Raw genomic sequence first — 21,433 nt, forward strand, 5'->3', positions numbered from 1 at the left:
GGGTTTCCCCGGGCTTGGGCGCGCACATTCAGCCTCGCCGGCGATTGAGGCGCGGGGTCCGGGGCGGAGCCCCGCGGGCCGCCCGCACAGGGCATGTCACCCCCGCGCCCCCCGCCAGGCAAGCGCGCGGGCCCGCGCCTCACAAGGAGGCGCGGGCCCACACGTACAGAAGAGTCGTACGACCGAGTCGTACTCCGAAGGTCAGCCCGCGAGGATCTCGCGCGCCAGCTTCGCCGTCTCGGTCGGCGTCTTGCCGACCTTCACGCCCGCGGCCTCCAGGGCCTCCTTCTTCGCCTGCGCCGTGCCGGAGGAGCCGGAGACGATGGCGCCGGCGTGGCCCATGGTCTTGCCCTCGGGCGCGGTGAAGCCGGCGACGTAGCCGACGACCGGCTTGGTGACGTTGGCCTTGATGAAGTCGGCCGCACGCTCCTCGGCGTCGCCGCCGATCTCGCCGATCATCACGATCAGCTCGGTCTCCGGGTCGGCCTCGAAGGCCGCCAGAGCGTCGATGTGCGTGGTGCCGATGACCGGGTCGCCACCGATGCCGACGGCGGAGGAGAAGCCGATGTCACGGAGCTCGTACATCATCTGGTAGGTCAGCGTGCCGGACTTGGACACGAGACCGATGCGGCCGGGCTTGGTGATGTCGCCCGGGATGATGCCGGCGTTGGACTGGCCGGGGGTGATCAGGCCGGGGCAGTTCGGGCCCACGATCCGGGTCTTGTTGCCCTTGGCCTTCGCGTACGCCCAGAAGGCGGCGGAGTCGTGGACCGCGATGCCCTCGGTGATCACGACGGCCAGCGGGATCTCGGCGTCGATGGCCTCGACGACGGCGGCCTTGGCGAAGGCCGGCGGCACGAAGAGGACGGAGACGTCGGCCCCGGTCTTCTCCATCGCCTCGGCGACGGAGCCGAAGACCGGTACCTCGGTGCCGTCGAAGTCGACGGAGGTGCCCGCCTTGCGGGGGTTCACGCCACCGACGATGTTGGTGCCGTCGCCCAGCATGAGCTTGGTGTGCTTCATGCCCGTGGCACCGGTCATGCCCTGGACGATGACCTTGCTTTCCTTGGTCAGGAAGATAGCCATGTGTTTCTGACCTCGTCCCTTACTTCGCAGCCGCGAGCTCGGCGGCCTTGTCGGCCGCGCCGTCCATGGTGTCCACGCGCTGCACGAGCGGGTGGTTGGCGTCCGACAGGATCTTGCGACCCAGCTCCGCGTTGTTGCCGTCGAGGCGCACGACGAGCGGCTTGGTGACCTCTTCGCCCTTCGAGGCGAGCAGGGCCAGGGCCTGGACGATGCCGTTGGCGACCTCGTCACAGGCGGTGATGCCACCGAAGACGTTGACGAAGACGGACTTGACGTCGGGGTCGCCGAGGATGATCTCGAGACCGTTCGCCATGACCTCGGCGGAGGCGCCGCCGCCGATGTCGAGGAAGTTGGCGGGCTTCACGCCGCCGTGGTTCTCACCGGCGTACGCGACGACGTCGAGGGTGCTCATGACGAGCCCCGCGCCGTTGCCGATGATGCCGACCTCGCCGTCGAGCTTGACGTAGTTGAGGTTCTTGGCCTTCGCGGCAGCCTCGAGCGGGTTGGCTGCGGCGTGGTCCACGAACTCCTCGTGGCCCGGCTGCCGGAACTCGGCGTTCTCGTCGAGCGAGACCTTGCCGTCGAGGGCGAGGACGCGGCCGTCGGCGACCTTGGCCAGCGGGTTGACCTCGATGAGGAGCGCGTCCTCCTCGATGAAGGACTTCCACAGCGTCACGAGGATCTCGGCGACCTGCTCCGCGACCTCGGCCGGGAACTTCGCCTGCGCGACGATCTCGCGGGCCTTCTCGATGGAGACGCCCTCGTTGGCGTCGACCGGGACCTTGGCAAGGGCCTCGGGGGTCTTCTCGGCGACCTCCTCGATGTCCATGCCGCCCTGCACGGACGCCATGGCGAGGAAGGTGCGGTTGGTGCGGTCGAGGAGGTACGAGACGTAGTACTCCTCGGCGATCTCGGGCGCGGTCTCGGCGATCATCACCTTGTGGACCGTGTGGCCCTTGATGTCCATGCCGAGGATGTCCGTCGCGCGGGCGACGGCCTCGTCCGGGGTGGCTGCCAGCTTCACGCCGCCGGCCTTGCCACGGCCGCCGACCTTCACCTGCGCCTTGACGACCGAACGGCCGCCCAGACGCTCGGTTGCCTCGCGCGCCGCCTCAGGCGTGTCGATGACTTCACCGGCCAGCACCGGTACACCGTGCTTGGCGAAGAGGTCCCTCGCCTGGTACTCGAACAGGTCCACGCGCGTCCGTCCCTTTTCTCATGATCGCGGTTCGTTGTCTGCGTGGGCGTGCCGCGAAGGGCAACGTGACTGCGCTGTCACAAGGGAGGCGTACACGGTGTCCGTGGACGCGGCATGTCCGCCTCGCAGGTTATCCCCGTGGGACGTGGGTCCCTAAATCGCAGATCACACCTGAGCGGTGATACCGGTCACAGATCGCCCTGGTGGCGGGGTCGGAGACGGGCGGCCCCCACCCCAATGGGGACCGCCCGTGAACGTCCGTGGAGCGTCGGCTCTGCGACTGCTCCGGACCGCTGCTCTGCGACTGCTTCAGACCGCTTGTGGACCTTCCGACCCGCCGGTCGGTGAGATGCCCTGGGCGGTCAGGCCGTCAGAGGCCCTGGCCCTGGGTCAGACCTCGTCCTGTACCGGATCCTCGTCAGAGGCCCTGGGCCAGACCTCGTCAGAGGCCCTGGGCCAGGTGCGACGCGTAGCCCGGGGTGACGGCCGTGCCCAGGCCCTGCACGCCCGAGACCGCGTTGCCGGCCAGCGGGGTCGTGTAGACCGTGCCCGTCAGGTCCTGCGCGAACGGCTGGACCTCGGAGACGACGCCGCCGGCGAACGGCTGCACGTCCCCGACCACGCCCTGCGCGAGCGTGCCCGCGCTGCCGCCGACGCCGTACGCGACCGGCTCGACGTGGTCCACCACGGTGTCCACGAGCGGCTGGACCGAGCCGACGACGCCGCCCGCGAAGGGCTGCACCTCGGAGACGACCCCGCCGGCGAACGGCTGGACCTCGGAGACGACGCCGCCGGCGAACGGCTGCACGTCCCCGACCACACCCTGCGCGAGGCCGCCGACGTCGCCGACCGCCTGGCCGGCGACCGGGACGACGCCGTCGACGGCGCGCGCCGCGATGGGCGGCAGGGTGTCCTGCGCGGCCGCGTCCACGACGGGGGCGGCGTCGGCCGCCACGCCCTGGGCGTAGCCCTGAGCGTGGGCGGGGGCCTGCTCGAGGTCGGGGGCGAAGGCGGAGAGCGGACCGAAGAGGTAGTCGATCTCGCCCTGCACGTCGGCGGTTTCGGCGGCGGTGTCGGCGGTGGCAGTGGCGGCGACGTGGTTCTTGACGTCCGCGGCGGCCGTCTTGACGTCTGCGGCGGCGGTCTTGACGTTGCTGACGTCGACGGCCTGCTGGAGGTCGGCGTCCTTGGCGTCCTTGGCGACCTCGACGGCGTCGACCTGCTTCAGATCCACGTCCTTGACGTCCTTGACGTCCTCTACGGCGTCGGCCGCCTGGTCGGGCGTGGACAGCGGTACGGAGACGGGCAGCTCGTCGGCGCTTGCCGCGGCGGTGCCCAGGGCCCACATACCGGTGGCCGTGGCGGCGACGGCTATGGAACGGCGAATGTTCTTGTGCATGCTTGCGTCAATTCCTTCGAATTCGTTCGGCAGTCCGGAACTATCCGGTTGGCGGGCAGACCTGTCCCGCCCCCGCGCGGCAGGTCTTGTGCGGGGGAAAGGGCTGCCCTAGCCGGGGAATTCGAGGATTTCGCGTGGCCGCTCACGGGTCGGCGGCTCGGTCGCCGCCCCGCCCGCGCCGGGTATGAGCACAAGGGCCGCGCCGTCTGCGAGCGCCGCCGCGGGCTGGTCGCCCTTGCGCGGTGTGTGCGTCTCGCCCGACTGCTGCATCGCGCCGTGCGCGAAGTCGCACGGCCTGGTGGGCGCCGGGGCGGGCGCGGGCACAGGCGCGCGGACGGCGAGCCGCCCGAACAGCGAGGCGTCGCCCCGCTCCGCTGCGACCGGCCAGACGCCGACGACGATCCCCTGCGGAACACCGGCCCGTGCCGCCCGCTCCGCCGCGCTCGAGTCCGCGGACTGGTTGGCGGTCTGGTCTGCGGTCTGGTCCACGGGGCGCTCGGCCGTACGACCCAGACCCGCGTCGACGCCGGGAGGCGTCACGACGGAAGGGGCCGAGGGCTCGAAGGGGAAGGAGGGCGGACCGGGCAGGGAGGGCACGGCATTCGCGTACGGCATCGACGCGGCCGCCGACCGGAGAGGCTCGGCGACGCCCTGCACGACGCCCGCGACCGGCTTCGCCGCCTTGCGGACGGCGTCGACGGCGTGGCGGGGCTGAAGGGATTCGACGGATTCGAGGGCGGCGTCGACTGTGCCAGCGGTATCGATGGCCCCGGCGACGTCGACATCGACGGCTCCGGCGACATCGACGGTGTCGGCGACGTCGAGGACGCCGGCGTGACCGACCGCCTCCGCGTCGACCGCGTCCACGTCGACCGCGTCGACCGGAACCAGCGACCGCGCCGCCTCGACCGAGTCCGCCGCCACGCGCCGTACTTGCTCGCGCGGCGCGGCGGTCGCGCCCAGCTCGGCCTCGACGGTTGTCGGCGCCGGGGACTCCGCCGCCTGCGCCTGACCGCCGAAGAGGAAGCCGAACGCCAGGAGCCCGCCGAGGAACAGCACCGCCCGCAGCGCATGCCGATCAGCGGCCGCCCGGCGCAGCGCGCACAGGACGGCAGCAGAACGAGCCACTGCGGCAGACATGGTGGGACGGGCCTTCCCGGTCGGCGGAAGCGAACCTTCCGCGGGGATCGGGGTCGATGCTCGCACGAGCATCCGGGGTCGACGCAAGTCCTTGGTTACTGATGGGTCACCATGTCCGGTATGGGCAGTGGTCGCTTCTCGATCGCCGCCGCCATGACGTCCGGGAAAAGGTCCGGAGTGCAGGCGAAGGCCGGTGCGCCGAGCGCGCCGAGGGCGGCCGCGTGCTCGCGGTCGTACGCCGGCGTCCCCTCGTCCGAGAGCGCGAGCAGCGCCACGAACTGCACGCCCGACGCCTTCATCGCCGCGACCCGCTTGAGCATCTCGTCCCGTATGCCGCCTTCGTAGAGGTCGCTGATCAGCACGACGACCGTGTCGGCGGGGCGGGTGATCTGCGACTGGCAGTACGCGAGCGCCCGGTTGATGTCCGTGCCGCCGCCGAGCTGAGTGCCGAACAGGACGTCCACGGGGTCGTCCAGCTGGTCGGTGAGGTCGACGACGGCGGTGTCGAAGACGACGAGGCGGGTGGCGATGGAGCGCATCGACGCGAGGACCGCGCCGAACACGGAGGCGTAGACGACGGACGCGGCCATCGACCCCGACTGGTCGATGCAGAGCACCACGTCCTTCTTCACGGACTGGGACGCCCGGCCGTACCCGATGAGCCGCTCGGGCACGACCGTATGGAACTCGGGCAGGTAGTTCTTGAGGTTGGCGCGGATCGTGCGGTCCCAGTCGATGTCCCGGTGCCGTGGCCGGCTCACCTTCGCCGAACGGTCGAGCGCCCCCGTGAGCGTGGACCGCGTGCGGGTGGCGAGCCGCTTCTCCAGATCGTCGACGACCCTGCGCACGACTGCTCTGGCCGTCTCCTTGGTCGTCTCGGGCATGGCCTTGTTGAGCGAGAGCAGGGTGCCGACGAGGTGGACGTCCGCCTCGACGGCCTCCAGCATCTCCGGCTCCAGCAGCAGCGTGGACAGGCCGAGGCGGTCGATGGCGTCGCGCTGCATGACCTGGACGACGGAGCTGGGGAAGTACGTGCGGATGTCGCCGAGCCAGCGGGCGACCGAGGGCGCGGACGCCCCGAGCCCGGCGGAGCGGCCGCCGGTGCGGTTGTCGGGGCTCCTGCCCGTGCCGCCGCGGCCGTTGCCGTAGAGGGCGGTGAGCGCGCCGTCCATCGACGCGTCGACGCCGGAGAGCGCGCAGCCGGTCCCGTCCGCGTCCTCGCCGCCCAGCACAAGCCGCCACCGCCGCAGCCGCTCGTCCCCGGCCTCCTTCTCCGTCTCCGTCTGCTTCCCCGGTCCCGTCCCTGTCTCCGTCTGCTTCACCCTCCCCGTCCCCGTCTCCGTCTGCATCCCCGTCTCCCCCTGCGCCTCCGCGGCGCTCGCCGGGGCCGCCTGGCTCACCGGACTCGTCGTGCTCATCGGGCCACCCCCGCAAGGTCGTCGTCGTCGATTCCGAGCAGCAGCTGGAGGACCGGCAGCACCGCGTCCGCCCGCGGCCCGTCCAGACCGTGGCCGAACCCCGGGACCCCGCCCGTCTCGGTGTGCGTCCGGCCCGCCGCCGTCGCCGGGCCGCGCCGGACCAGCTCGCCCAAGGTGCGCCGTACGCCCGGCTCGTACGCCGAGAAGGTGCGGCGCAGCAGTGGCAGCACGTCGGTGAAGGCGTCCGCCGGCACACCGGTGAGCCAGGCGTCGACGAGCCCGAGCAGCCGCTCGTCGTGCACCAGCAGCATTCCGCCGCCGGAGGCGCCGCCGACGAAGCCCTCGACCCAGGCGGCCGCGTCGGGCGGCGGCGTGCCGGGCGAGAGCGCGAGGCTCATGAGCCGCGCGGCCTCGTCCTCCTCGAGCCGGCCGTCGTCCAGGAGCAGCCGGGCGGCCCGGCCCCGGATCACGCCGGGCACGGCGTCCCGTTCGGCGAGCCGCCGCAGCACGGCGCCCCACCGCTCCCCCAGCTCCTCGGCGCCGGGCAGCAGCCCTATCGCGCCGTGCACGCCGTCCAGATGGCCGCGCATCTCGGCCGCGCCGTCCGCGTCGAGCCCGGCGCAGGCGGGCGGCAGTCCGACGCAGACCCGCTCGGCGAGTCCGGCCGCGACCTCCCCCAGGGCGGCCGTGTCCGTGGACCGCACGTCGCCGTAGCGCAGGGAGCGGGCGAGAGCGGGCAGCGCCTGGGCGAGATGGCCGACGTCGGAGTCGAGCGCGGCCCGGTCGGCGAGGCACCGCATCACCACGGGCAGGGCGTCGGGCAGTTCGGCCAGCAGGCACTGCTCGGCGAGCGCGGTGACGTCGGCGAGCGCGGTCGCGGACACGGCCTGGGACTCGGCCTTGGCCGTGGCGGCGGAGAGCACGGTGGTGCCCCACACCCCGGCCTCGGCGACCCGGACGTAGAGCTCGGGCTCCCAGCGCAGCCGCCAGCTCTCCCGGAACGTGCCGGTGCTCCCCCGCCCCGTCACCGGCTCGCCCCACCCGATCGACAGCAGCCGCAGCCGGTGCAGCAGCCGGCTCTTGGCGGCGTCGTTCTCCTTGCGCAGGTCGAGGTCCGCCTCCCGCTCCAGCGCCTCCGGCTTGAGCCGCAGGCTGCGCTGGAGGCGGGCGAGGTCCCGCTGCAACGGCACGGCGGGCGCGGCCTCGGGGACCTCCCCGAGCACGTCCCCGACGACGAGCCGGTCCCGTACGAGGTCGAGCGGCACGTCGGAGCCGTCGCACATCACGGCCCGTATGGCGTCCGTCGTCTCGGTCAGGCCGGCCAGCGGCCGTCCCCGCATCGCGGCGAGGGTCTCGGCCAGCCGGACGGCCTCGATGACGTGGGCGGAGGAGACCATCCGGTCCTCGTCCCGCAGCAGTCCGGCGACCTTGGTCATCCAGCGCTCGACGGGCCGGTCGGGCGCGCCGAAGAGATGGCCGTACCAGCCGGGCGAGTCGATGCCCGCGCCATAGCCGCTGTGCCGGGCGAGCCTGCGGTGCGTCCAGGGCACCCAGGTCATCTCCGTCTTGACCTTGGGCAGCCCTTTCAGCAGGGCCTTGTCGGCGGCGACGGTGGTCTTCTCCTGGAGCGCGGGCACATGCCACGCTCCGCAGACGACGGCGACCTCTTCGCCGAACTCCTTGCGCGCGGCGCGCAGTTGGAGTCGCATATGGGCCTCCCGGACGAGGTCCCGGTCGTGCCCGCCGTGTCCGTACGCCTCCCGGAGGGCGGTCATGGCCTCCGCGAGCACGGCGAAGGGAGCGCGCGGATCGGTCTCGTCGCCGGCACCAGCACCAGCACCGCGATGCTCGACGACGTCCTCCCACCAGCGCTCGGGGTCGTCGTACCCGGCGGTCTTGGCGAGCACGCCGATCGGATCGACGCGCAGCCCGCCCCCGGACCCCCCTCCCGCCTCCCCCTCTTCCCCCTTCTCCTCTCCTGCCTCTTCTCGCTCCGCTGTCTCTTCGGCCGCTGTCAGCGCCAGCGAGTGCGCCGCGGGCAGGTCCATGAAGCGCACCGGCGCCCCGTGGCCGAGCGCCCAGCGCAGGGCGACCCACTCCGGGGAGAACTCGGCCAGCGGCCAGAACGCCGCCCGGCCCGGGTCGTCCACCGCGTGCGCGAGCAGGGCCACCGGCGGACGCATCTGCTCGTCCTGAGCGAGGGCGAGCAGGGCGTCCGCTTCGGGCGGCCCCTCGATCAGCACGGCCGCCGGGGACGCCGCATCGAGCGCGGCCCGCACCGCCCGCGCCGAGCCCGGCCCATGGTGGCGGACGCCGAGCAGCAGAGGCCCGGTCATACGCTCACCTCGCGGCAGGCGCGGTAGAAGTCCTTCCAGCCGTCGCGCTCGCGGACCACCGTCTCCAGATACTCCTGCCAGACGACCCGGTCCGCCGCCGGGTCGCGCACGACCGCGCCGAGGATGCCGGCCGCCACGTCGCCGGGGCGCAGGACGCCGTCGCCGAAGTGGGCGGCGAGCGCGAGACCGTTGGTGACGACGGAGATCGCCTCGGCCGTGGAGAGCGTGCCCGAGGGCGACTTGAGCTTGGTGCGGCCGTCGGCGGAGACGCCGTCCCGCAGCTCCCGGAAGACGGTGACGACGCGGCGGATCTCCTCCAGCCCCTCGGGCGCCGCGGGCAGGTCGAGGGAGCGCCCGATCTGGTCGACGCGCCGCGACACGATGTCGACCTCGGCCTCGGGCGTGGCGGGCAGGGGCAGCACGACGGTGTTGAACCGGCGGCGCAGGGCGCTGGAGAGGTCGTTGATCCCGCGGTCCCGGTCGTTGGCGGTGGCGATGAGGTTGAAGCCGCGGACGGCCTGGACCTCCTGGCCCAGCTCCGGGACGGGCAGGGTCTTCTCGGACAGGATCGTGATCAGCGAGTCCTGCACGTCGGCCGGGATGCGGGTGAGCTCCTCGACGCGTGCGGTCATGCCCTCGGACATGGCGCGCATGACGGGGCTGGGCACGAGCGCGTCGCGGCTGGGGCCGTGGGCGAGCAGCTGGGCGTAGTTCCAGCCGTACCGAATGGCTTCCTCGGGCGTGCCGGCCGTGCCCTGGACGAGCAGGGTGGAGTCGCCGCTGACGGCGGCGGCGAGATGCTCGGAGACCCAGGTCTTGGCGGTGCCCGGCACGCCGAGGAGCAGCAGCGCGCGGTCGGTGGCGAGCGTGGTGACGGCGACTTCGACGATCCGGCGCGGCCCTACGTACTTGGGCGTGATCACGACGCCGTCGGGGAGGGTCCCGCCGAGGAGATAGGTGGCGACGGCCCAGGGCGAGAGCTTCCATCGGGCGGGCCGCGGCCGGTCGTCGGCCGCGGCGAGCGCCTTGAGCTCGTCGGCGAAGGCGTCCTCGGCGTGCGGTCGCAGCGCCTCGGCTCCGGTTTCGGACACGGTCATGGATCCCCCTCCAGATCGTCGACCAGATCGATCGACCCGATGTGGGATCCACCGTGCACCATGCCACTGACAATCGACCGTCGGCCGACCGTCTGCGCAGGTCAGCGCCTCAATGAGGCCGCCTCGCGGAGGAGTTGGACCGGGAGCTACTCGACGATCGGGGAGACCGCGATGCAGCCGGCCGCGGCCGCCAGGCCCTCGCCCTTCTCCTCCTTGATGACCTTGCCCTTGTACGTGATCTTGCACGCGACCTCGGACCCGGAGAGGTCCGCCGCGGCCGGCATGACGCCGGGCGGCATGATCCCGCGCAGCGTGACCGTCTTCTTCCACGGCAGCGTCGGCTTCTGCACCGTCTCGATCTTCGGGTCCGTCGCCTTGCCGCCGCCGGCGTGGAAGTCGATCGAGTCGACGTTCTTGCCGGTGACCTCGTACGTGACCTCGTACGTCTCGTTCGTGGCCTTGTCGACGGCGTCGACGGCCTCCGAGCAGGAGGAGAGGCTGAGCGCCAGGCCTGCGACGGCGACCGCGCAGACGGCGGTGCGGATGGAGCGGTTCATCGGGGACCCCCGGATCGTGAGGCTGAGACCTGCAATCAATCGCAAAGAAAAGGTAAAGTCAAATCGCCGCGCAAGCCCATCAAACCGCAGGTCAGGGCCCGTTGTCAGTGGCGCGCCGTAACGTCTTGGACATGAATCAGCAGGGGGTGCGCTGGACGTCGGAACAGGTGCTGGCACTGGCTCCTGACGACGCGTCACGCAGAGCGGGTACCAGACTCGGCACGGCCGGGCCGTGGTCGAGCGCGGGCAGCAGCAGCTCGGGGGCCGTGTGGGGCCTGTGCAAGGGCAGCGGCAGCAGGCCGTATCAAACGATCGTGGACACCGCCGGGCCGGCGTACAAGTGCAGTTGCCCGAGCCGGAAGTTCCCGTGCAAGCACGCGCTGGGGCTGCTGCTGCTCTGGGCCGCGGACGAGGAGGCGGTGCGGGACTCCACGGCGCCGGACTGGGCCGAGGAGTGGCTGGAGGGGCGCGGAAAGCGCACCGCGGGCCAGGAGCAGGGCGACGCGGGCGCGCCCGCGAAGGCGGCGGACCCGGAGGCGGCCAGACGCCGGGCCGAGCGCCGGGCCGCGCGGATCGCCGCGGGGGCCACGGAGCTCGAGCAGCGGCTGGCCGATCTGCTGCGCGGCGGCCTCGCCACGGCCGAGCAGGCGGGGTACGGCCTGTGGGAGGAGACCGCGGCCCGCATGGTCGACGCCCAGGCCCCTGGACTGGCGGGCCGGGTGCGGGAGTTGGGGGCGATCCCCGGCTCGGGTCCGGGCTGGCCGGTCCGGCTGCTGGAGGAGTGCGCGCTGATCCACCTCCTGGACTCGGCCTGGCTGGGCGTCGACCGGCTGCCGGAGCCGCTCGCGGCGACCGTGCGCACCAGAGTCGGCCTCACCTCGCCCGCCGACGGCGCGCCCGTCCGGGACCACTGGCTGGTCCTCGCGCAGTACGACACGTCCGACGGCAAGCTGACCACGCGCCGCATATGGCTGTACGGACAGGAGTCCGGGCGCACGGCGCTGCTGCTCTCCTTCGGAGCTGCCGGCCGCTCCCCGCAGCAGGCGCTGCCGGTGGGGCTGACGGTCGACGCCGAGCTGACGCCGCACACGGGGGCGGGGCAGCTGCGGGCGGAGTGGGGCGAGCAGTTCGGCGGCCCGGTCCCGATCGCCTCGCCGCCGCCGGGCGGTCCGGTCGAGGCGGCCGTCGCGGCGTACGGCCGGGCGCTGCGGGAGGACCCCTGGCTGGACTCCTGGCCGGTGACGCTGAGCGAGGTCATACCCATCCCGTCGCGGGACGGCTGGCAGCTGGCCGACGCGGTCGGCGAGTCCGCGCTGCCCATAGCCCCCGCCGCGCTCTCGCGGCCCGGACTGTGGCGGCTGGCCGCGCTCTCCGCCGGGCGGCCGGTGACGGTCTTCGGCGAGTGCGGCCACCGGGGGTTCAACCCCCTCGCGGCCTGGTCCGAGGACGCCTCCGAGACCGTCCCGCTGACCTGAACGACGTCCCGGAAACGCAACGCATGCCCGCACGCATCTCTGCACGCATCTCTGCACGCACGTCCGCAACCACGTCCGCCCGCATGTCTGCACGCACGGAGAGGGAGGCCGCCATGACCAGTACCGCCGCCAGCCATTCCCCCTGGGAAGAGCTCGTCACCTCGGCCCTGCTCGGCACGGACCGCCGTACCCCGCCCGCGGGACTCGTGCCGCCGGGCAAGGACGCGCCGGCCGCGCTGTTGGACGCCGCGGCGCTGCACACCGTGCGACGCCGGGCCGGACTGCTGCCCGCGCCGGCCGCCGAACGGCCGGAGCCCGCGGCCCACGACCCGCGTCCGCAGCTGCCCGCGGCGGCCCGGCGACGGCTCGCCCAGCTGCTCGCCGACCGGTCGGCCTCCTCCGGTGCGGGAGGCCGGCGGGGCTCGGCCCCCGATCTGACCGAGCTGCTCCCGCAGTGGCTGGCCACGGCCAACGAACACGGGTACCAGGCACCGGCGTCCACACTGCCCGCGCTGCTGGACGCGGCCCGCGCCCGCACGGACCTGCGTCCGCAGGCCCTCGCGTTCGCCGGGCCGCTCGGGCTGTGGCTGGCCCGGCTCAACCCGGAGTGGAAGTACGCGCTGCGCGGCGCGTCCGGCGGGTCGGCGCTGCCGGACCCCGGGGACGCGGCGGCTGTCCAGCGGCTATGGGAGGAGGGCCTGTTCGCCGAACGGGTCGCGCTGCTGACGTCGGTGCGGCGCCGCGACGCGGCGGCGGCGCTCGCTCTGCTGCGCACCACCTGGGCGACGGAACGGGCGGAGGACCGGCTGATGTTCCTCGACTCGCTGCGCACCGGCCTGACGGACGCGGACGAGGAGTTCCTCGAACAGGCCCTGTCCGACCGCAGCCGCAATGTCCGCGCCACGGCGGCGGAGCTCCTGTCGGCGCTGCCGCACTCCGCGCTGGCCGCGCGCATGGCGGCGCGGGCGGCGTCGTGCGTCAGCCTGGACCGCAGCGGCGACGGGACGGGGGCGGCGATATCCGTCGAGGCGCCGCACGAGTGCGATGCGGACATGCAACGGGACGGGGTCTCCCCGAACCCGCCCTCCGGCCGGGGCGAACGGTCCTGGTGGCTCGGCCAGCTGGTCGAGGCGGCGCCCCTTGCCACCTGGCAGGGCCGGCTCGGCGGGCGCACGGCGGAGGAGATCGTCGCTCTGCCCGTCGCGGACGACTGGGGCGACGAGCTCCACGCGGCATGGTGCCGGGCGGCGGTCCGCCAGCGCGACGCCCACTGGTCCCGCGCCCTGCTCGGCGCACCGGGCGTCCCACCGGCGTCCGGCCCCGGCACGACGTCCCTCGCCGAACGGGCGAAGCTGCTGGCAACGCTGCCGGAGCCGGAACGCGCGCAATGGGTGGCGGAGTTCATCGCGGCGCACGGCCTCTCGGAGGCGTTCCAGCTGCTCGGGGTCTGCGCGGTGCCCTGGGCGGAGCCCCTGGGCCGATCGGTCGTCGACGCCCTGGACATCGCCCGCGACGCGGGCAGCTACCCCTGGAGCTTCAGCGGAGTGATGGGCCTGGCCGAACGCTGTCTTTCCCCAGAGGAGGCCCCCCGCCTGGAGATCCTGACGACAACCCCAGACGAACGGGAAGGGGCGTCGCCGGGGGCGGGGGGCTACTGGTCGGAGGCGTTTCAGAGGCTGGTGTCGACGTTGAGGCTGAGGGCGGAGATGGGGGTGGAGCTGGGGGCGGTTCTCTCCCCCACCCCGCCCCTCCCCTGAACTGGGGGCAGGCCCCCGGGCGACCCCGCGTGCCCAGGTGCCCGCACCAAACAGGACCGGCTGCCCCGGGCAGCCCAGGAGGACCCGCACCAAGCAGGACCGGCTGTCCCGGGCAGCTCAAGCGCCCGCGCTCGGGTGAATCCTCAGGCTGGAGCGGGCCAGACCCGCACCGACGAGACCCCCGCGCGAGCCCCTACGCTTCCGCAGACTCCCTCACGTTCTCGTTCACCCACGTTACGATCGACGCCGTCGTCGCTCCCGGTGTGAAGATCTCCGCCACGCCCTTCTCCTTGAGCGGGGCGATGTCCGCCTCCGGGATGATGCCGCCGCCGAAGACCTTGATGTCCTCCGCCTCGCGCTCCTTCAAAAGGTCGATTACCTTCGCAAAGAGCGTGTTGTGCGCGCCGGAGAGGATCGAGAGGCCGATCGCGTCCGCGTCCTCCTGGATCGCCGTGTCCACGATCTGCTCGGGGGTCTGGTGGAGGCCCGTGTAGATGACCTCCATGCCCGCGTCGCGCAGCGCACGCGCGATCACCTTGGCCCCGCGATCATGGCCGTCGAGACCCGGCTTGGCGACCACCACGCGGATCGGACCAGTCACACCCATCACTGCCTCCACATACCGACTGCGCCGCCTTGGGCACGGGGCCCCGCGCCTGCCAGGGCCGGGGAGTGAACGAACGTTATCTCCAGCATCCCGCAACGCGCCGTTTCGCGGAGGATAGCGAGGGGGAAATCACACGTGGGACATGTTCGCTATGCGTCGTACCCGTATCGGGCAGTGCACAAGCCGCTCCGGGCAACGTCGCGAGGGAGCCGCTACAGGGTCGTCGCGTCACCGCGCCGTCAGCCGCGCGGCGCGGTGATGCGACCCCGTTGGCACCGGCCCGCACCGGGCCGGTCGCCAGAGCCTGAGCGGCATCCCATGAGGGCACACACGGGGGACGGAGGCGTCCTTCGCGTGCCGTTCGGGAGGTCGGCCATGAAGGTTTTCCCCTTCATCCCACTGTGTCTGCGCCACGTCCGGAGCCTGGGAATCTCCGCCGCTCTGCTCCGGGCCACCGCCCTTGAGCTGGCCATTCTCGCCGGACACCTGCTGCTCTACCCCTCCGGCCTCGCCCCAGAGCGCCGCACCCCCAGCCCGAAGCCGCTGGAGCAGGCCCCCAGCCGCACCGCGCGCAGCCGTCAGACCACCGACCCAGCCCCGGACCACCTCCACGCCCCCACCCCCGACCCCACCGACGCGCCCGCGCCCCTCCCCGTACCCCTCGCCGAGGCCACCGCCCTGCCCACCAGCGGCCCGGAGCGCCCGCCCGCCGTCCTGCTCCACGGGTTCGTCGACAACCGCTCCGTGTTCATCCTTCTGCGCCGCTCCCTCGCCCGGTACGGCTGGCGGCACCTCGAGTGCCTGAACTACTCCCCGCTGACCTGCGACATCCGCACCGCCGCCGAGCTGCTCGGCCGCCATATCGAGGAGATCTGCACCCGCACCGGGCACCGCGAGGTCGACATCGTCGGGCACAGCCTGGGCGGCCTGATCGCCCGGTACTACGTGCAGCGACTCGGCGGCGACCAGCGGGTACGCATCCTCGTCACCCTCGGCACCCCGCACTCCGGCACGGCCGTCGCCCCGCTCGCCAGCGCCCACCCGATCGTCCGCCAGATGCGCCCCGAGTCCTCCGTGATTCAGGAGCTGCGCAGGCCGGCCCCCGGCTGCCGGACCCGGTTCGTGAGCTTCTGGAGCGATCTGGACCAGATCATGGTCCCCATCGAGACGGCCTGCATCGACCACCCCGACCTCATCGCCGAGAACGTGAGGGTGAGCGGAATCGGGCATCTCGCCCTCCCCGTGCACCCCGCCGTCGCGGCGGGCATCCGCCAGGCACTCGAGTCGACCGAGCCCGCGGCCGGAGCGTCCGGAGCGGTCTCCGTCGCCTGACTCGACCGCCGTCCCAGACGACCGCTCATCGAACATATTTCGAACGTACGGCCAAAGCTCTGCCCGCAAGCGCCGAAAGGCCGCCGAATGCCCGTTTCCTGATTGCCTAAAACCAGCGGAAGATTGTCGACGTCCTATACCGCCGGGTACAGTCGCGGCCACTGCTTTCCTCTGGGACCCCACCCCTCCGCAGTCCGGGGCCCAGACCCAGGTCCTGCTGCCGAGGCGAGAGAGAAGTTGGTGAACGACCAGCACGCCCACGCCGGGTACGTCGGATACGACGCGTACACCACAGGCAGCTTCGAGACAGACCCGCTGTTCGGCGCCCTTCCGGGGAGCTACGAGGCGGGGCACAGCGGTCAGTACGACGCGACGCAGTGGACCACCGGTTCCCACCAGATCGCCGGCTACGACGCCTACGCAGCGCCGCAGGCGCCGCAGTCGCAAGAGACGCAGCACGCCCAACAGACGCAGCAGGCCGCTCAGTACGACACCACGGGACAGTGGGACGCCAGCGCCTGGAACCAGTCGACGCAGACGGGCCAGTACGAGACGGCCGCGGCCACATTCGCGTACGACACCACCGGGCAGTGGGCGGCGCCCGCCTTCGACACCGGGACGTACGACGCGACCGCCTGGAACACCGGCGCGGAGACCGGCTACCAGGGCTACGAAGAGGTCGTCGTACCGCACCAGTACACGCCTGAGCATGAGTTCACGGCCGAGCCCGCCTTCGAGGGCGTCGAGGCCTTCCAGGCCACCGCCCAGTTCGAGGCTCTTCCGGAGACCGAGGCCGAGCCCGAGCCGCAGGCCGAGTTCAACGCCCCCTTCGACGCCGAGTACGACAACGGCGAGTACAACGCCGAGTTCAGCCCTGAGTTCAACGCCGACCTCAACGCCGACTTCGACGCCGACGCGCAGGTCGGCCCCGAGGGCGAGTTCGACGCGGACGTGGACACCGCCCAGGACGCGGCCCCGGACGCGAACGCGGACTCCGAGACCATCACCCCGGTCGTCCCCGTCACCCCCCGGCCCGTCCGCCGTGCCGGCGGCAGCCGCGGCCGACGCCGTACGCCCGCCAAGCGCTCCGCCCTCCTCACCGTCGCCGTGCCCTCCGCCTGCGTCATGGGCGTCGCCGGCATCGCCGCCGCGTCCGTGGGCGGCCTGACCGGCGGCAGCGAGAGCAAGAACGACAACAAGACCAACCTGGCGGCCGCCGACCCGGCCGCCGTCAAGCCTGCCGCCGCGAACAACAAGATGGACACGCAGCTCGCCGCTCTCAGCGCCGACGCCCGCGACTTCGGCAGCCGCGCCTCGCGCACCCAGGAGCGCATCGACCTCAAGGCGCGCCAGGAGGCGGACCGCAAGAAGCGCGAGGAGGAGGCCAAGCGCCGCGAGGCGCTGCGCCCCAAGTTCGTGCTGCCGGTCAAGCAGAACGGTCTCAGCGCGTACTACGGCCAGGCGGGCGTCAACTGGATGTCCGTGCACTCCGGCATCGACTTCCCCGTGTCGTACGGCACGGAGGTCATGGCCGCGACCGACGGCACCGTGCGCACCCAGTGGAACAGCGCCTACGGCAACATGGCCATCGTGACGGCGGCCGACGGCACCGAGACCTGGTACTGCCACCTCAGCAGCACCAAGATCCGCTCGGGCTCCGTCAAGGCCGGTGACGTCATCGCGTACTCGGGCAACTCCGGCAACTCCACCGGACCGCACCTCCACTTCGAGGTGCGTCCCGGCGGCGGTTCGGCGATCGACCCGCTCCCGTGGCTGCGCAGCCACGGCCTCGACCCGACGTAGAGCGACAGCCTCAAGCCACGGCCTGTCACCTCACTTCACGAGTCGACTGACACCACGAGTACGCACGTCACGAGTCAACTGACGCCACGAGCCGAGCCCGCGAGGCCGGCGGGAGGCCGAAGCCCCCCGCCAGGAGCCCTGAGCCCCCGCCCTCGTCAGAGCTTCTCGACCGGTGCGTACCGCAGCAGCAGTCGCTTCGGCTTCGCGTCCCCGAAGTCGATCGTCGCCTGCGCGTCCGCCCCCGCCCCCGTCACCTGCACCACGGTGCCCAGGCCGAACTGGTCGTGCGTGACCCGGTCGCCCACCACCAGCGAGATCACGGGCTTGTCGGTCGTCCGCCGGGTGGCGAAGCCCGAGGCTCCGCCCCCGCCGCCCGACCGGGAGCGCGAGGACGACAGCGCCGAGGCGATGCCCGAGGTGGGTCCCGCAGGCGCGGCCATCGGGCCCGTGCGCTTCCACTCCAGGTGCTTGCCCGGGATCTCCTCCAGAAAGCGCGACGGCGGGTTGTACGAGGGCTGGCCCCAGGCGCTCCGCATGGACGAACGCGTCAGATAGAGCCGCTCGCGGGCGCGCGTGATGCCGACGTACGCCAGGCGGCGCTCCTCCTCCAGCTCCTTGGACTGGCCGAGGGCCCGCATATGCGGGAAGACGCCGTCCTCCATGCCGGTCAGGAACACCACGGGGAACTCGAGGCCCTTGGCGGTGTGCAGGGTCATCAGCGTGATGACGCCGGAGCCGTCCTCGTCCTCGTCGGGGATCTGGTCGGAGTCGGCGACGAGCGCCACCTTCTCCAGGAACTCCGCGAGCGTGCCCGCGCCCTCGTCCTCGGCGCGCTCCTGCTCGAACTCGAGCGCCACGGCGGCCAGTTCCTGGAGGTTCTCGATGCGGGTCTCGTCCTGCGGGTCGGTGGACGCCTGGAGCTCGGCGAGGTAGCCGGTGCGCTCCAGGACGGCCTCCAGCACGACGGCGGGGCCCGCGCCGGAGTCGACGACCGTGCGCAGCTCCTCCATCAGGACGTTGAAGCGCTTGACGGCGTTGGCGGATCGGGCCGCCATGCCGTACGCCTCGTCCACGCGCCGCAGCGCCTGCGGGAAAGTGATCTTCTCGCGGAGCGAGAGGGCGTCGATCATCGCCTCGGCGCGATCGCCGATGCCGCGCTTGGGGACGTTCAGGATGCGGCGCAGCGGGACGTTGTCCTCGGGGTTGGCGAGGACGCGCAGATACGCCAGGACGTCCCGGACCTCCTTGCGCTCGTAGAAGCGCACGCCGCCGACGACCTTGTAGGGCAGGCCGACCCGGATGAAGATCTCTTCGAAGACGCGGGACTGGGCGTTCGTACGGTAGAAGACGGCGACGTCGCCGGCCTTCGCGTCGGCCGCGTCCGTCAGCCGGTCGATCTCGTCGGCGACGAACTGCGCCTCGTCGTGCTCGGTGTCGGCGACATAGCCGGTGATCTGCGCGCCCGCGCCGGCCTTGGTCCACAGGTTCTTCGGGCGGCGGCTCTCGTTCCGCTCGATGACGGCGTTGGCGGCGGAGAGGATCGTCTGCGTCGAGCGGTAGTTCTGCTCCAGCAGGATCGTCGTCGCGTCCGAGTAGTCCTCCTCGAACTGGAGGATGTTGCGGATGGTCGCACCGCGGAAGGCGTAGATCGACTGGTCGGCGTCGCCGACGACGCAGAGCTCGGCCGGCGGCAGGTCCTCCTGGCCGGCGCCCACCAGCTCGCGCACAAGGGTGTACTGAGCGTGGTTGGTGTCCTGGTACTCGTCGACCAGCACATGGCGGAAGCGGCGCTGGTAGTGCTCCGCGACGTCCGGGAACGCCTGGAGCAGGTGCACCGTGGTCATGATGATGTCGTCGAAGTCCAGGGCGTTGGCCTCGCGCAGCCGCGCCTGGTACATCCGGTACGCCTCGGCGAGCGTCTTCTCGAAACCTCCCCCAGAGCCTTCGGCCTGGGAGGTGCCCCCAACTGCCTGGTCGGCGAAGGTCTCCTCGTCGATCAGCTCGTTCTTCAGGTTCGAGATCTTGGCGCTGAAGGACTTCGGCGGGAACTTCTTGGGGTCGAGCTCCAGATCGCGGCAGACCAGGGCCATCAGCCGCTTCGAGTCCGCCGCGTCGTAGATCGAGAACGACGAGGTGAAGCCCAGCTTCTTGGACTCGCGGCGCAGGATGCGGACGCAGGCGCTGTGGAACGTCATGACCCACATGGCGTTGGCGCGCGGGCCGACGAGCTGCTCGACGCGCTCCTTCATCTCGCCGGCGGCCTTGTTGGTGAAGGTGATCGCCAGTATCTGCCCGGGGTGGACGCTGCGCGTGCCCAGCAGGTGCGCGATCCGGTGGGTCAGCACCCGGGTCTTGCCGGAGCCCGCGCCGGCCACGATGAGCAGGGGCGAGCCGGTGTGCACGACGGCGGCCCGCTGCTGCTCGTTCAGCCCCTCGAGCAGGGCGGCGGGGTCCACGACGGTGCGGGGGGCGCCGTCCCGGTGGTACGGATCCCGGGCCGGGGGCACGTCGAACGCGCCCTGGAAGAGATCGTCCGGAACCTGCTCCGGATCGGAGTCCTCGGGCGGCGGCGGGTGCTCCTCCGTGTGGGGCTGGAGGTCCGCCAGGAAGCTGTCGTCAAAGAGGCTGCTCATCGCTCTACGAGTCTAGGCGGCCGCACTGACAGCCCGCGGCCGCATTCGCATACGGCCCCGGTCGCGTCCGAATACGACGGGGAGCCGCGTCCGAATACGGGCGGGACCCGCGGCCGGATGCGGCTGGCTGGCGTGTCCGGACGCGGGCGGGGCGGGCCCTGAAGGGGCAGGGGCAGGCACTACGGGCCGGGGGCAGGTCTGGCCAGGCCAGGCCAGGCCACGGTCGTACGACGTCACGACCCGCGACCCCATGCCAGTACGCGGCGGCCAGGACCCCCCGCGCAGGCCCCAGGCTCCCTGCCCAGGCCGCACGCCCCAGCGCGCCGCACCCCGCCCGCCCCCGGCCGCTTGAAGCTCACAGCCTCACAGCCGCCTCACGGCCGCCGATCTCCCCTGACCCGGCGCCCGCGACCGGCTACGGCTCCTGGTTCTGCTGCTCCCGTTTCCTCATCACTTCCGGGTCCGGGTACAGATCTGCCACGTCGGCCGACGGCACGATCTCGGACGGCTGGGGCGGCACGACCTTCACCGGCTTGTCGACCTCGCTGAGCGTCAGCGAAACGGGCTCGTCGTCGATCTCGAACTCGATGGCCTGTGGAGCGGTCCCGCCCTTGACCGAGAGATAGACGGTCACCCCGTCGTCCTCGGGCTGCTGGACGAGCGGTATCAGCTTCTCCTCCGGCTTGTCCCGCGCCTCGTAGCGCGTCGTCCCGGGGTTCAGCCGCTTCGCCGACTCCACGCTCTCCGGGATGGAGGCGAAGCCGCGGTCGAGATCGCAGAGCCTGAGCGTCTCGTCGTCCTTCATCTCGCTCGGCGTCAGCTCGATCCACTTTCCGCGCGCCTTCTCGGCGGCGGGTTCGTACTTCGCCACCTGCTCCGGGCCGATCACGGTCGCGAGCTGTCGGTACTGCTTGAGCATCTCGTCGTCGAGGCGGATCCAGGCGCGCTCGCCGCGTTGCGCGATCACCTCGGTGAACGCGAAGGGGGCCTTCTCGGTCTTCCCCGCGCAGTTGCCGTCTCGGTCGCCGCGGAGGTCGTGTGCGGAGCTTTGCAACCTGGCCGACCGATACCCCTTCAACTCCTTGAGCGACTGCGACATCAGCCGCCCGTCGCTCTTCGGGTCGGGCGCGGAGCTCTCGCCGCCCTTCCCCGAGCTCTGCGACTCCTCCCCCGAGCCGCAGCCGCTCGCCACCGCCGCCAGTAAGGCCATGGCACACATTCCAGCCAAACCTGACTTTCTCTTCCCCACCCCTGAACCTTCCAGTAACCGGGCTCAATCCCGGGACTCACCAGTCAAACGTCCACAGGTTCTCACTTTGGTCACGAAAATGTATCGGGCATATCGACCATCAACCTTCACAACAGCCACACGTATTGGCTAGCGTGCTCGATCAGGTGGTCCCGTCCCCCCTTGGCGAACCACGCCAATCGGGTCGCCTGCGCCGAATTCGGACTATCCACACGGAAGTTCGGAACCGGGGACCCACTTTGCACACTTGGGGTGAATCGGACCGCGACCCACTCGGTCCGTAGGGCGATCTTCCGTTCCGCCCGAACCCGACAGCTAACCCGGTAGGCGGTCCACGGAAGAAGGA

General features: G+C 71.9%; 15 protein-coding genes and 1 riboswitch. Of the genes, 4 read left to right on the forward strand and 11 right to left on the reverse strand.

Annotated elements, in window-relative coordinates; translation table 11 throughout:
- Positions 1–201 precede the first annotated feature (201 nt).
- The 8 genes from sucD to AB0M39_RS04905 form a co-directional block, all read right to left on the reverse strand.
- Positions 202–1,086 (reverse strand): succinate--CoA ligase subunit alpha, encoded by an 885-nt coding sequence (gene sucD / locus AB0M39_RS04870; RefSeq protein ID WP_365360216.1) that lies wholly within the window; start codon positions 1,084–1,086, stop codon positions 202–204.
- 19 nt (positions 1,087–1,105) lie between these two features.
- Entirely contained in the window at positions 1,106–2,284 is a 1,179-nt protein-coding gene (gene sucC, locus AB0M39_RS04875) for an ADP-forming succinate--CoA ligase subunit beta (protein ID WP_365360218.1), read from the reverse strand.
- A 442-nt stretch (positions 2,285–2,726) separates the two neighbouring features.
- On the reverse strand, positions 2,727–3,683 hold the full coding sequence (locus AB0M39_RS04880) for a hypothetical protein (RefSeq protein WP_365360220.1): 957 nt from the start codon (positions 3,681–3,683) through the stop codon (positions 2,727–2,729).
- 108 nt (positions 3,684–3,791) lie between these two features.
- Positions 3,792–4,811 carry a hypothetical protein gene (locus AB0M39_RS04885; protein ID WP_365360222.1) on the reverse strand — a complete coding sequence of 340 codons (1,020 nt, stop codon included), beginning with the start codon at positions 4,809–4,811 and terminating at the stop codon, positions 3,792–3,794.
- A 107-nt stretch (positions 4,812–4,918) separates the two neighbouring features.
- Entirely contained in the window at positions 4,919–6,241 is a 1,323-nt protein-coding gene (locus tag AB0M39_RS04890) for a VWA domain-containing protein (protein ID WP_365360224.1), read from the reverse strand.
- Positions 6,238–8,577 carry a DUF5682 family protein gene (locus AB0M39_RS04895; RefSeq protein WP_365360226.1) on the reverse strand — a complete coding sequence of 780 codons (2,340 nt, stop codon included), beginning with the start codon at positions 8,575–8,577 and terminating at the stop codon, positions 6,238–6,240. Before AB0M39_RS04895 ends, AB0M39_RS04890 begins: the two co-directional genes overlap by 4 nt.
- Entirely contained in the window at positions 8,574–9,674 is a 1,101-nt protein-coding gene (locus tag AB0M39_RS04900) for an AAA family ATPase (RefSeq protein WP_365360228.1), read from the reverse strand. Before AB0M39_RS04900 ends, AB0M39_RS04895 begins: the two co-directional genes overlap by 4 nt.
- A 146-nt stretch (positions 9,675–9,820) precedes the next feature.
- Positions 9,821–10,231, reverse strand: coding sequence for an MmpS family transport accessory protein (locus AB0M39_RS04905; protein WP_365360230.1), 411 nt, complete (start codon positions 10,229–10,231; stop codon positions 9,821–9,823).
- A gap of 131 nt (positions 10,232–10,362) precedes the next feature.
- Here AB0M39_RS04905 and AB0M39_RS04910 point away from each other — a divergent pair, with 131 nt between their 5' ends.
- Positions 10,363–11,706, forward strand: coding sequence for an SWIM zinc finger family protein (locus AB0M39_RS04910; RefSeq protein ID WP_365360232.1), 1,344 nt, complete (start codon positions 10,363–10,365; stop codon positions 11,704–11,706).
- A 113-nt stretch (positions 11,707–11,819) separates the two neighbouring features.
- Positions 11,820–13,463, forward strand: coding sequence for a DUF5691 domain-containing protein (locus tag AB0M39_RS04915; RefSeq protein WP_365360234.1), 1,644 nt, complete (start codon positions 11,820–11,822; stop codon positions 13,461–13,463).
- A 193-nt stretch (positions 13,464–13,656) separates the two neighbouring features.
- On the opposite strand, the gene AB0M39_RS04920 is transcribed toward AB0M39_RS04915, so the two are convergent.
- The gene (locus AB0M39_RS04920) at positions 13,657–14,070 is read right to left on the reverse strand and encodes a cobalamin B12-binding domain-containing protein (RefSeq protein ID WP_365360236.1); all 414 of its coding nucleotides are present in this window, start codon (positions 14,068–14,070) and stop codon (positions 13,657–13,659) included.
- Positions 14,071–14,445: 375 nt separating this feature from the next.
- Between AB0M39_RS04920 and AB0M39_RS04925 the strand changes: the two genes are divergently transcribed.
- Entirely contained in the window at positions 14,446–15,402 is a 957-nt protein-coding gene (locus AB0M39_RS04925; protein ID WP_365360238.1) for an alpha/beta fold hydrolase, read from the forward strand.
- 240 nt (positions 15,403–15,642) lie between these two features.
- The gene (locus AB0M39_RS04930) at positions 15,643–17,205 is read left to right on the forward strand and encodes a M23 family metallopeptidase (RefSeq protein WP_365360240.1); all 1,563 of its coding nucleotides are present in this window, start codon (positions 15,643–15,645) and stop codon (positions 17,203–17,205) included.
- 155 nt (positions 17,206–17,360) lie between these two features.
- Here the strand turns inward: AB0M39_RS04930 and pcrA are convergent, their stop codons facing one another.
- Entirely contained in the window at positions 17,361–19,838 is a 2,478-nt protein-coding gene (gene pcrA, locus AB0M39_RS04935; protein ID WP_365360242.1) for a DNA helicase PcrA, read from the reverse strand.
- Between the two features lie 415 nt (positions 19,839–20,253).
- Complete coding sequence (locus tag AB0M39_RS04940) at positions 20,254–21,048, reverse strand: hypothetical protein (protein ID WP_365360244.1); 795 nt, start codon at positions 21,046–21,048, stop codon at positions 20,254–20,256.
- 220 nt (positions 21,049–21,268) lie between these two features.
- A riboswitch (cyclic di-AMP (ydaO/yuaA leader) is annotated at positions 21,269–21,432 on the forward strand.
- Position 21,433: the final 1 nt, after the last annotated feature.

The sequence above is a fragment of the Streptomyces sp. NPDC051907 genome (assembly GCF_040681075.1).
Taxonomy (GTDB): Bacteria; Actinomycetota; Actinomycetes; order Streptomycetales; family Streptomycetaceae; genus Streptomyces.

What these genes read in the sequence shown, in the direction of transcription:
- sucD (WP_365360216.1), bottom strand. Translation starts at nt 1,086, where the DNA reads ATGGCTATCTTCCTGACCAAGGAAAGCAAGGTCATCGTCCAGGGCATG.
- AB0M39_RS04880 (WP_365360220.1), bottom strand. Translation starts at nt 3,683, where the DNA reads ATGCACAAGAACATTCGCCGTTCCATAGCCGTCGCCGCCACGGCCACC.
- AB0M39_RS04890 (WP_365360224.1), bottom strand. Translation starts at nt 6,241, where the DNA reads ATGAGCACGACGAGTCCGGTGAGCCAGGCGGCCCCGGCGAGCGCCGCG.
- AB0M39_RS04895 (WP_365360226.1), bottom strand. Translation starts at nt 8,577, where the DNA reads ATGACCGGGCCTCTGCTGCTCGGCGTCCGCCACCATGGGCCGGGCTCG.
- AB0M39_RS04900 (WP_365360228.1), bottom strand. Translation starts at nt 9,674, where the DNA reads ATGACCGTGTCCGAAACCGGAGCCGAGGCGCTGCGACCGCACGCCGAG.
- AB0M39_RS04905 (WP_365360230.1), bottom strand. Translation starts at nt 10,231, where the DNA reads ATGAACCGCTCCATCCGCACCGCCGTCTGCGCGGTCGCCGTCGCAGGC.
- AB0M39_RS04910 (WP_365360232.1), top strand. Translation starts at nt 10,363, where the DNA reads ATGAATCAGCAGGGGGTGCGCTGGACGTCGGAACAGGTGCTGGCACTG.
- AB0M39_RS04915 (WP_365360234.1), top strand. Translation starts at nt 11,820, where the DNA reads ATGACCAGTACCGCCGCCAGCCATTCCCCCTGGGAAGAGCTCGTCACC.
- AB0M39_RS04920 (WP_365360236.1), bottom strand. Translation starts at nt 14,070, where the DNA reads ATGGGTGTGACTGGTCCGATCCGCGTGGTGGTCGCCAAGCCGGGTCTC.
- AB0M39_RS04925 (WP_365360238.1), top strand. Translation starts at nt 14,446, where the DNA reads ATGAAGGTTTTCCCCTTCATCCCACTGTGTCTGCGCCACGTCCGGAGC.
- pcrA (WP_365360242.1), bottom strand. Translation starts at nt 19,838, where the DNA reads ATGAGCAGCCTCTTTGACGACAGCTTCCTGGCGGACCTCCAGCCCCAC.
- AB0M39_RS04940 (WP_365360244.1), bottom strand. Translation starts at nt 21,048, where the DNA reads ATGGCCTTACTGGCGGCGGTGGCGAGCGGCTGCGGCTCGGGGGAGGAG.